Source organism: Pseudomonas granadensis (assembly GCF_900105485.1).
GTDB classification, from domain to species: Bacteria; Pseudomonadota; Gammaproteobacteria; order Pseudomonadales; family Pseudomonadaceae; genus Aquipseudomonas; species Aquipseudomonas granadensis.
The window spans coordinates 4,924,988-4,935,000 of record NZ_LT629778.1; the positions used below are offsets into that span (position 1 = coordinate 4,924,988).

10 protein-coding genes, 4 tRNA genes and 2 rRNA genes (1 of these 16 cut by a window edge) are annotated in these 10,013 nt (G+C 53.6%); all 16 read right to left on the reverse strand.

Annotated features, from left to right (window positions below; all coding sequences use genetic code 11):
- Positions 1–184: 184 nt before the first annotated feature.
- Positions 185–550 carry a 50S ribosomal protein L7/L12 gene (gene rplL, locus BLU52_RS21935; RefSeq protein ID WP_007962228.1) on the reverse strand — a complete coding sequence of 122 codons (366 nt, stop codon included), beginning with the start codon at positions 548–550 and terminating at the stop codon, positions 185–187.
- 74 nt (positions 551–624) lie between these two features.
- The gene (gene rplJ / locus BLU52_RS21940) at positions 625–1,125 is read right to left on the reverse strand and encodes a 50S ribosomal protein L10 (RefSeq protein ID WP_008081912.1); all 501 of its coding nucleotides are present in this window, start codon (positions 1,123–1,125) and stop codon (positions 625–627) included.
- 198 nt (positions 1,126–1,323) lie between these two features.
- Entirely contained in the window at positions 1,324–2,019 is a 696-nt protein-coding gene (gene rplA / locus BLU52_RS21945) for a 50S ribosomal protein L1 (protein WP_003228754.1), read from the reverse strand.
- On the reverse strand, positions 2,019–2,450 hold the full coding sequence (gene rplK, locus BLU52_RS21950) for a 50S ribosomal protein L11 (RefSeq protein WP_003176435.1): 432 nt from the start codon (positions 2,448–2,450) through the stop codon (positions 2,019–2,021). Before rplK ends, rplA begins: the two co-directional genes overlap by 1 nt.
- A 118-nt stretch (positions 2,451–2,568) precedes the next feature.
- Entirely contained in the window at positions 2,569–3,102 is a 534-nt protein-coding gene (nusG, locus tag BLU52_RS21955) for a transcription termination/antitermination protein NusG (RefSeq protein ID WP_007916492.1), read from the reverse strand.
- A 9-nt stretch (positions 3,103–3,111) separates the two neighbouring features.
- Positions 3,112–3,480, reverse strand: coding sequence for a preprotein translocase subunit SecE (gene secE / locus BLU52_RS21960; RefSeq protein WP_007916493.1), 369 nt, complete (start codon positions 3,478–3,480; stop codon positions 3,112–3,114).
- 45 nt (positions 3,481–3,525) lie between these two features.
- Positions 3,526–3,601: transfer RNA gene (locus tag BLU52_RS21965), tRNA-Trp, on the reverse strand.
- 53 nt (positions 3,602–3,654) lie between these two features.
- Positions 3,655–4,848, reverse strand: a complete 1,194-nt coding sequence (gene tuf / locus BLU52_RS21970) for an elongation factor Tu (RefSeq protein WP_024014521.1) — start codon at positions 4,846–4,848, stop codon at positions 3,655–3,657.
- Between the two features lie 85 nt (positions 4,849–4,933).
- Positions 4,934–5,009 (reverse strand) — tRNA-Thr (locus BLU52_RS21975).
- 26 nt (positions 5,010–5,035) lie between these two features.
- A tRNA-Gly gene (locus tag BLU52_RS21980) sits at positions 5,036–5,109 on the reverse strand.
- A 25-nt stretch (positions 5,110–5,134) separates the two neighbouring features.
- Positions 5,135–5,219: transfer RNA gene (locus BLU52_RS21985), tRNA-Tyr, on the reverse strand.
- Positions 5,220–5,362: 143 nt separating this feature from the next.
- Positions 5,363–5,803: a hypothetical protein gene (locus tag BLU52_RS21990; RefSeq protein ID WP_090286778.1), complete on the reverse strand. Its 441-nt coding sequence runs from the start codon at positions 5,801–5,803 to the stop codon at positions 5,363–5,365.
- 7 nt (positions 5,804–5,810) lie between these two features.
- The gene (locus BLU52_RS21995) at positions 5,811–6,563 is read right to left on the reverse strand and encodes a pantothenate kinase (RefSeq protein ID WP_090286780.1); all 753 of its coding nucleotides are present in this window, start codon (positions 6,561–6,563) and stop codon (positions 5,811–5,813) included.
- Entirely contained in the window at positions 6,553–7,506 is a 954-nt protein-coding gene (gene birA, locus BLU52_RS22000) for a bifunctional biotin--[acetyl-CoA-carboxylase] ligase/biotin operon repressor BirA (protein ID WP_090286782.1), read from the reverse strand. The genes BLU52_RS21995 and birA overlap by 11 nt, the downstream gene beginning before the upstream one ends.
- A 132-nt stretch (positions 7,507–7,638) precedes the next feature.
- Positions 7,639–7,754: ribosomal RNA gene (rrf, locus tag BLU52_RS22005) — 5S ribosomal RNA — on the reverse strand.
- A gap of 151 nt (positions 7,755–7,905) precedes the next feature.
- A 23S ribosomal RNA gene (locus tag BLU52_RS22010) occupies positions 7,906–10,013 on the reverse strand (it continues 786 nt past the right edge of the window).

Genomic DNA, 10,013 nt, shown 5'->3' on the forward strand with positions numbered 1-10,013 from the left:
CTCCCGACGGGAGCAGCCAGAAAATCGTGCAAACCCCATGGTTTGCGCCACCGCATCGGGTGGTTACAGCGCCTTTATCAGCACCGACCCAGTCGGCTGCCAATAACGGAAAAAGGCCGGTGGCAAGAGCCACCAGCCATCAGCCTGTCGCTTGACGCTCGGGCTGGAGGAGCAAAGTCGATGCTTACTTCAGCTCGACTTTAGCGCCCGCTTCTTCCAGCTTCTTCTTGGCGTCTTCAGCCGCTTCTTTCGAAACGCCTTCAGCTACAACCTGAGGAGCGCCGTCTACTTTCTCTTTGGCTTCTTTCAGGCCCAGACCGGTCAGTTCACGAACTGCCTTGATCACGTTAACCTTCTTCTCGCCAGCTTCCAGCAGAACAACGTTGAACTCGGTTTGCTCTTCAACAGCAGCAGCAGCTACAGCTGGGCCAGCCGAAGCGGCAGCAGCGGTAACACCGAAGGTTTCTTCCATCGCTTTGATCAGCTCAACGATTTCCACTACGGATTTCTGGCCGATTGCTTCGATGATTTGTTCGTTAGTCAGAGACATGACTCAATTCCTGAATTGGGGGACGGCCTACGCGACCATCGAAATAAACAAAAAACGCGAGAAGTTGACGAGCCTTAGGCTGCGGCAGCTTCTTTCTGGTCGCGAATTGCCGCCAGAGTACGAGCCAATTTGCTGGTAGCGCCTTGAATCACGCTCATCAGCTGGGAAATTGCTTCGTCACGGGTCGGCAGAGTTGCCAGTACGTCGATCTGATTAGCTGCGAGGAACTTGCCCTCGAACGCAGCTGCCTTGATCTCGAACTTGTCCTGACCCTTGGCAAACTCTTTGAAGATACGGGCAGCAGCGCCCGGATGTTCGTTGGAGAATGCAATCAGGGTCGGGCCGGTGAACACGTCGTTGAGGACACTGTATTGAGTGTCAGCAACAGCGCGCTTGAGCAGGGTGTTACGTACAACACGTACGTAAACGCCAGCTTCACGAGCCTCTTTACGGAGTCCGGTCATTGCGCCTACTGTTACGCCACGTGCATCAACCACGACAGCGGACAGAGCGACTTTGGCAGCCTCGTTGACTTCAGCGACGATGGCCTTCTTGTCTTCGAGATTAATTGCCACGGGTTTAACTCCTGCTTGTTACCGTTTCATTCGATCGAAACCGAATGTCGTTTTGGTGTCTGATTCGGTAAGGAACCGGGAGCACCATCTGCGTAGGCTGATGGTTTAAGACTTGCGTCGCCTACGGTCTTGGATAGCCCCCGCCAGGCAGGGACCCCAATTTTTCAATTGACGCAATCTCTCGCGCCAATTTGTGTCTTACGCGTCCAGCGAGCTCTGGTCGATAACCAGACCTGGGCCCATAGTGGTGCTCAGGGTAACGCGCTTGACGTAGATACCTTTCGAAGAAGCTGGCTTGATACGCTTCAGGTCAGCGATCAGGGCTTCAACGTTTTCCTTCAGCTTGACGGCGTCGAAACCGATTTTGCCAACGGAGGTGTGGATGATGCCGTTTTTGTCGGTGCGATAACGAACCTGACCAGCCTTGGCGTTTTTAACCGCGGTGGCTACGTCTGGAGTCACGGTACCAACCTTAGGGTTAGGCATCAGACCACGTGGACCGAGGATCTGACCCAACTGACCTACAACGCGCATTGCATCCGGGGATGCGATCACTACGTCGTAGTTCAGGTCGCCGCCTTTCATTTCGGCAGCCAGATCGTCCATGCCTACACGGTCAGCGCCGGCAGCCAAAGCGGCCTCAGCAGCTGGACCCTGAGTGAACACAGCAACGCGAACAGTCTTGCCAGTGCCGTGTGGCAGCACGGTAGCGCTACGAACAACCTGGTCGGATTTACGCGGGTCAACACCCAGGTTTACAGCAACGTCGAACGACTCGCTGAACTTGACAGTCGACAGCTCAGCCAGCAGAGCGGCAGCGTCTACAATGTTGTAGGCCTTGCCTGCTTCGATTTTGCCGGCGATAGCCTTTTGACGCTTGGTCAGCTTAGCCATTACACACCCTCCACGTTAAGGCCCATGCTACGAGCAGAACCGGCGATAGTACGCACGGCTGCATCCATATCAGCTGCAGTCAGATCCGCGTTTTTGGTTTTCGCGATTTCTTCCAGCTGAGCACGGGTAACAGTGCCAACCTTAACGGTGTTCGGACGAGCGGAGCCGCTGGTCAGACCGGCCGCCTTCTTCAGCAGAACCGAAGCAGGGGTGGATTTGGTTTCGAAAGTGAAGCTGCGGTCGCTGTAGACAGTGATGATCACTGGAGTCGGCAGACCTGGCTCAAGACCCTGAGTACGGGCGTTGAAGGCCTTGCAGAATTCCATGATGTTCACGCCGTGCTGACCCAGAGCAGGACCAACAGGTGGGCTTGGGTTAGCCTGAGCGGCCTTCACTTGCAGCTTGATGTAAGCGGTAATCTTCTTGGCCATAAGGCACTCCAATTACGGGTTCGAACGCCTCGAAAGGCTCCCCGGTTACTTGCGCGTTTATCCCAGTGACGACAAAACCCCACAGCCTAGGGCTGCGGGGTTGGGATTGCTTGTCCAGTTAGACCTTTTCGACCTGACTGAACTCGAGCTCCACCGGAGTAGAGCGACCGAAAATGAGCACCGCGACCTGGATCCGGCTCTTTTCGTAGTTAACTTCTTCGACGACGCCATTGAAATCAGCGAATGGACCGTCATTGACGCGTACCGTCTCACCTGGCTCAAACAGAGTCTTCGGCTTCGGCTTGTCGCTACCATCAGCGACACGACGCAGAATCGCTTCTGCCTCTTTATCAGTGATGGGTGCAGGCTTGTCAGCGGTACCGCCAATAAAGCCCATCACCCGAGGAGTATCCTTGACCAAGTGCCAAGTACCCTCGTTCATATCCATCTGGACCAGCACATAGCCAGGGAAGAACTTGCGTTCGCTTTTGCGTTTCTGGCCATTACGCATTTCAACCACTTCTTCAGTGGGAACCAGAATCTCGCCGAAGCCATCTTCCATGCCAGCCAGCTTTACGCGCTCGACCAGCGAGCGCATCACATGCTTCTCGTAACCCGAGTAAGCATGCACAACATACCAACGCTTAGCCACGGGACACCCTTAGCCGACAATCAAGGAAACAAGCCAGCCGAGCAGGGAATCAAGACCCCACAACAGCAACGCCATAACCAGAACAACAGCCACCACAATCAGGGTGGTCTGCGTGGTTTCTTGGCGAGTTGGCCACACGACTTTACGAATCTCGGTGCGAGCTTCCTTAACCAGTACAAAGAAAGACTTGCCCTTCGCAGTCTGCAGGCCTACAAAGGCAGCTACAGCAGCAATGACAAGCAAAGCGAGTACACGGTACAGGATCGGCGAAGCAGAATAGTACTGATTGCCAACAACGCCAACAACCACCAAAGCGACAACTACAAGCCACTTGAGCAGATCGAAGCGAGAGCCTTGAGCTTCAGCTTTAGGAGTCATCTATGAAGATCCTGTGAAAAGAAAGCCAGACACACTGAGTGAATCTGGCAGGTCAGGAGGGAATCGAACCCCCAACCTACGGTTTTGGAGACCGTCGCTCTGCCAATTGAGCTACTGACCTAAAACAAAATCAGGCCGACCATTATGCCGGCCCGAAAAATACATTACAACTACTTACTCGATGATTTTGGCTACGACGCCGGCGCCGACGGTACGACCGCCTTCACGGATAGCGAAACGCAGACCGTCTTCCATCGCGATGGTTTTGATCAGGGTAACAGTCATCTGAATGTTGTCACCTGGCATTACCATTTCAACGCCTTCTGGCAGCTCGCAGTTACCAGTCACGTCAGTAGTACGGAAGTAGAACTGTGGACGGTAGCCTTTGAAGAACGGAGTGTGACGACCGCCTTCTTCCTTGCTCAGAACGTAAACTTCTGCGGTGAACTTGGTGTGCGGCTTGACCGAACCTGGCTTGACCAGAACCTGGCCACGCTCAACGTCGTCACGCTTGGTACCACGCAGCAGAACGCCGCAGTTCTCGCCAGCACGACCTTCGTCGAGCAGCTTGCGGAACATCTCAACACCGGTGCAGGTGGTGGTGGTGGTGTCACGCAGACCAACGATTTCCAGCGCATCCTGAACGCGAACAATACCGCGCTCGATACGACCAGTCACAACAGTACCGCGACCCGAGATCGAGAATACGTCTTCGATTGGCATCAGGAATGGCTTGTCGATCATACGAACTGGTTCTGGGATGTAGGTATCCAGAGTTTCAACCAGTTTACGAACGGCAGTGGTGCCCATTTCGTTGTCGTCTTTGCCTTCCAGCGCCATACGAGCCGAACCGATGATGATCGGAGTGTCGTCACCTGGGAAGTCGTAGGTCGACAGCAGGTCACGAACTTCCATCTCAACCAGTTCCAGCAGCTCAGCGTCGTCTACCAGGTCAGCCTTGTTCAGGAAAACCACGATGTACGGAACGCCTACCTGACGGGACAGCAGGATGTGCTCACGGGTTTGTGGCATCGGACCATCAGCGGCCGAGCAAACCAGGATCGCGCCGTCCATCTGGGCAGCACCGGTGATCATGTTCTTCACGTAGTCAGCGTGACCTGGGCAGTCAACGTGAGCGTAGTGACGAATAGTCGAGTTGTACTCAACATGAGCGGTGTTGATGGTGATACCGCGAGCTTTTTCTTCTGGAGCGCTGTCGATCTTGTCGAATTCAACGACGGCCGAACCGAAAACTTCGGAGCAGACGCGAGTCAAAGCAGCGGTCAGAGTGGTTTTACCGTGGTCAACGTGACCAATGGTCCCAACGTTGACGTGGGGCAGGGAACGATCAAATTTTTCCTTAGCCATCGATATCACCCTCAAACAGAAGAATTAGAAAAACAATATCAACCATTAAAACAAAGGCAGATATTTTCATATCTGCCTTGTTAGATGGAGCTCTTGAGCGGATTTGAACCGCTGACCTCACCCTTACCAAGGGTGTGCTCTACCAACTGAGCTACAAGAGCAAAACACTTTGCACAACCTGCAAACTTGGAGCGGGTAGCGGGAATCGAACCCGCATCATCAGCTTGGAAGGCTGAGGTTCTACCACTAAACTATACCCGCGGAGCCTGCAGCTCACGCTTAAATCTGGTGGAGGGAGAAGGATTCGAACCTTCGAAGTCGTAGACGTCAGATTTACAGTCTGATCCCTTTGGCCGCTCGGGAACCCCTCCTAATCAGGCCGGCATTCTATATCATACCAAACCCCTGTCAAGCATTTTCTCATTTAAAAACCTGAGGTTAGCTGCATTGACACCACCCCACTTCAACTACCTCTTCAGGTCTTCGCTGTGGAGCGGGCGCCATTCTATGCAAACTATTGAACAGGTGCAACCCCCTCACACAGCATTATTTTATGTTTTAACTCATTGAATTCATTGGAAAGGTTTTGCAGCTGGACATCTCCCAATAAACGCTGGCTCTGAGGCGCGACAGACAACCAATAACCCTCTCCCGAAACATCTTTTGACGAAGACCGCACCTCGACCCCCAATCCCGCCAAACGTTGCTGAAGACGTGCAATCGACTCCTGCCGGGCAAGGCCGCCGAGGAACAAGCAGTCTTGCCGCCGGCCCTCCTGCCCCTTTGGCCCCTCCCCCATATTACCGTTCGACTCACTTAGTAAACGAATGTCTTGCTGGGAACCGCGGTACAAGCTGAGAGGCGTCACATCCTTTGCCCGCAGAGGCGCCTCCTGCTGATGCCAGACATAATAAAAAACGTTCAGAACGACTAACAGGAGGAACAACCAACGCATACAAACCTCAGGAAAAAGGACACGCCATAGCCAACCCAACGAATACCAGGTCCGGCACGACCCGAGCCTCAGGCGCAACATCTGCCACCAGCTGGGCATCACCCCCCGTTATGAAAACTGCAAAATTCTCACCCCAAGACGCGTGGGCAATTTCCATCTGGGTCAACACAAAGCCTCGCAACATCAAGGAACAACCGCGCTCCACCGCCTCAACAGTTGTGCGCCCTGGCGCAGTGCTGGACAGCGCGCGCTCAGCCGCCAGGTCTCCATAGCGAATCTTCCGGGTATGCGTGCGCAACTGATCTCGCATCAATGGCATTCCAGGACAAATGAAGCCTCCCAGATGCTCACCGTCAGCCGCTACGAAATCTGCCGTCACCGCTGTACCGAAATCGAGTACCAGGCACGCCTTGCCCGATGCCAAGTGGAAGCCGCCTAGCATGGCCAGCCAGCGATCGAGCCCCAGGCGCTGATAATCTTCGTAACCATTCCTGACGCCGGACATTTGCTGAGCGGACGTGGCGCGCACTACCGAAATAGCGAACTCGCGCTCAAGAACATCAACCAGAGAATCTGTTTCCTCAGCGGTTCTGACACTGACCACGCGACATCTGCGGAGGGCAAGCCCATCCAGAGCCTTCAAGCTCTCCAGCAATGCCAGATCAGAGTCCACGACACCCTCGGCAAACAAGACTCCAGACGCAGATTTCAATACTCGCCACTTGATGAAGCTGTTTCCACAATCGAGCTCAAGAATCATCACGCAACCTCAGGCTGAGCTCACCACCACTAAAGACTTTCTCCACCCCATCCACCTTCAGCCGCAGCGCACCCTGGCTATCTATTCCAACTACCACGCCGTCTATCTGGTTTGAACCTGCAATCAATGATACCGAACGACCCTGCCACAAATGATTGGCTTCCCATTCTGCTTGAAGCGTAGAAAAGCCTTTCAACTGATGGCGCTGGATATAGGAGTTCAACTGTGCGCTCAACTCCCCCACCAAAGCATTACGATCAACACTATTGCCGGATTCGAGCCGTATCGAAGTCCATTGCTGGTCGACTTCGTCAGCCTTTTGCATGTTCACGTTGATGCCAATGCCCAACACTACATGACAAACATCCGCCGGATCGCCGACGAGCTCAAGGAGGATCCCCGCGACTTTCTTGTTTCCGACAAGAACATCGTTGGGCCATTTCAATCCGGCAGAGGAGACATCGAAATTTCGCAGAGCCTGCATAACAGCCAAACCCACGACGAGACTCAACCCCTCAAGCTGGCGCATCCCACCATCAATACGCAGGACGAGGCTGTAATAAAGATTTTCAGCAAACGGACTGACCCATTTACGCCCTCTACGCCCGCGGCCGGAGACCTGCCGCTCAGCGAGAACCAAAAACGGTGCGGAAGCACCTTGGCCAATGGCGCGTAGCGCTTCAGCATTTGTCGAGTCGACTGAATCCAGCACGGTCACCGGCCACTTCGGCACTGTTGCGGAGATTTCCACCGAGTCGAGCAGAGTCAATGGCGCAGCCAATTGATAGCCCCGCCCTCGAACCTTATGGATGGACAATCCAAGTTCAGCCTCAAGGTGCTGAAGCTGCTTCCATACTGCGCTCCGACTTATCCCCAGAGCAGCCCCCAGATCCTGGCCAGAATGGAATCGACCGTCCTTCAAGAGATTTAACAACGTCAGCATGCAGGTCTCGCCTCACAATGAGGCCCGAATAATAGCCATGCACCGGGCCATTGCATAGAAATCAAGCGCATCGATTTCTTGCAGGCAAAACAAAACCCCAACTGCTTTCGCAATTGGGGTTTCGGAATTTAATCTTGACGATGACCTACTCTCACATGGGGAAACCCCACACTACCATCGGCGATGCATCGTTTCACTGCTGAGTTCGGGATGGGATCAGGTGGTTCCAACGCTCTATGGTCGTCAAGAAATTCGGGTACTGAGTCGTGACCAGATGGCCTCGCTTCAGCAAATTGGGTATGTGACAGCTTTCGGTGTTTGTGCGTTTCGAACTTTCGGTTCGTTTCGTCTTCACACACCGCAATCTGGTCTCTTCGACTCAAATTGCTTGGGTGTTATATGGTCAAGCCTCACGGGCAATTAGTATTGGTTAGCTCAACGCCTCACAGCGCTTACACACCCAACCTATCAACGTCGTAGTCTTCGACGGCCCTTCAGGGAACTCAAGGTTCCAGTGAGATCTCATCTTGAGGCAAGTTTCCCGCTTAGATGCTTTCAGCGGTTATCTTTCCCGAACATAGCTACCCGGCAATGCCACTGGCGTGACAACCGGAACACCAGAGGTTCGTCCACTCCGGTCCTCTCGTACTAGGAGCAGCCCCTCTCAAATCTCAAACGTCCACGGCAGATAGGGACCGAACTGTCTCACGACGTTCTAAACCCAGCTCGCGTACCACTTTAAATGGCGAACAGCCATACCCTTGGGACCGGCTTCAGCCCCAGGATGTGATGAGCCGACATCGAGGTGCCAAACACCGCCGTCGATATGAACTCTTGGGCGGTATCAGCCTGTTATCCCCGGAGTACCTTTTATCCGTTGAGCGATGGCCCTTCCATACAGAACCACCGGATCACTAAGACCTACTTTCGTACCTGCTCGACGTGTCTGTCTCGCAGTCAAGCGCGCTTTTGCCTTTATACTCTACGACCGATTTCCGACCGGTCTGAGCGCACCTTCGTACTCCTCCGTTACTCTTTAGGAGGAGACCGCCCCAGTCAAACTACCCACCATACACTGTCCTCGATCCGGATAACGGACCTGAGTTAGAACCTCAAAGTTGCCAGGGTGGTATTTCAAGGATGGCTCCACGCGAACTGGCGTCCACGCTTCAAAGCCTCCCACCTATCCTACACAAGCAAATTCAAAGTCCAGTGCAAAGCTATAGTAAAGGTTCACGGGGTCTTTCCGTCTAGCCGCGGATACACTGCATCTTCACAGCGATTTCAATTTCACTGAGTCTCGGGTGGAGACAGCGCCGCCATCGTTACGCCATTCGTGCAGGTCGGAACTTACCCGACAAGGAATTTCGCTACCTTAGGACCGTTATAGTTACGGCCGCCGTTTACCGGGGCTTCGATCAAGAGCTTCGCGTTAGCTAACCCCATCAATTAACCTTCCGGCACCGGGCAGGCGTCACACCCTATACGTCCACTTTCGTGTTTGCAGAGTGCTGTGTTTTTAATAAACAGTCGCAGCGGCCTGGTATCTTCGACCGGCATGAGCTTACGGAGCAAGTCCTTCACCCTCACCGGCGCACCTTCTCCCGAAGTTACGGTGCCATTTTGCCTAGTTCCTTCACCCGAGTTCTCTCAAGCGCCTTGGTATTCTCTACCCAACCACCTGTGTCGGTTTGGGGTACGGTTCCTGGTTACCTGAAGCTTAGAAGCTTTTCTTGGAAGCATGGCATCAACCACTTCGTCACCCAAAGGGTAACTCGTCATCAGCTCTCGGCCTTAAGATCCCGGATTTACCTAAGATCTCAGCCTACCACCTTAAACTTGGACAACCAACGCCAAGCTGGCCTAGCCTTCTCCGTCCCTCCATCGCAATAACCAGAAGTACAGGAATATTAACCTGTTTTCCATCGACTACGCTTTTCAGCCTCGCCTTAGGGACCGACTAACCCTGCGTCGATTAACGTTGCGCAGGAAACCTTGGTCTTTCGGCGTGGGTGTTTTTCACACCCATTGTCGTTACTCATGTCAGCATTCGCACTTCTGATACCTCCAGCAAGCTTCTCAACTCACCTTCACAGGCTTACAGAACGCTCCTCTACCGCATCATCCTAAGATGATACCCGTAGCTTCGGTGTATGGTTTGAGCCCCGTTACATCTTCCGCGCAGGCCGACTCGACTAGTGAGCTATTACGCTTTCTTTAAAGGGTGGCTGCTTCTAAGCCAACCTCCTAGCTGTCTAAGCCTTCCCACATCGTTTCCCACTTAACCATAACTTTGGGACCTTAGCTGACGGTCTGGGTTGTTTCCCTTTTCACGACGGACGTTAGCACCCGCCGTGTGTCTCCCATGCTCGGCACTTGTAGGTATTCGGAGTTTGCATCGGTTTGGTAAGTCGGGATGACCCCCTAGCCGAAACAGTGCTCTACCCCCTACAGTGATACATGAGGCGCTACCTAAATAGCTTTCGAGGAGAACCAGCTATCTCCGA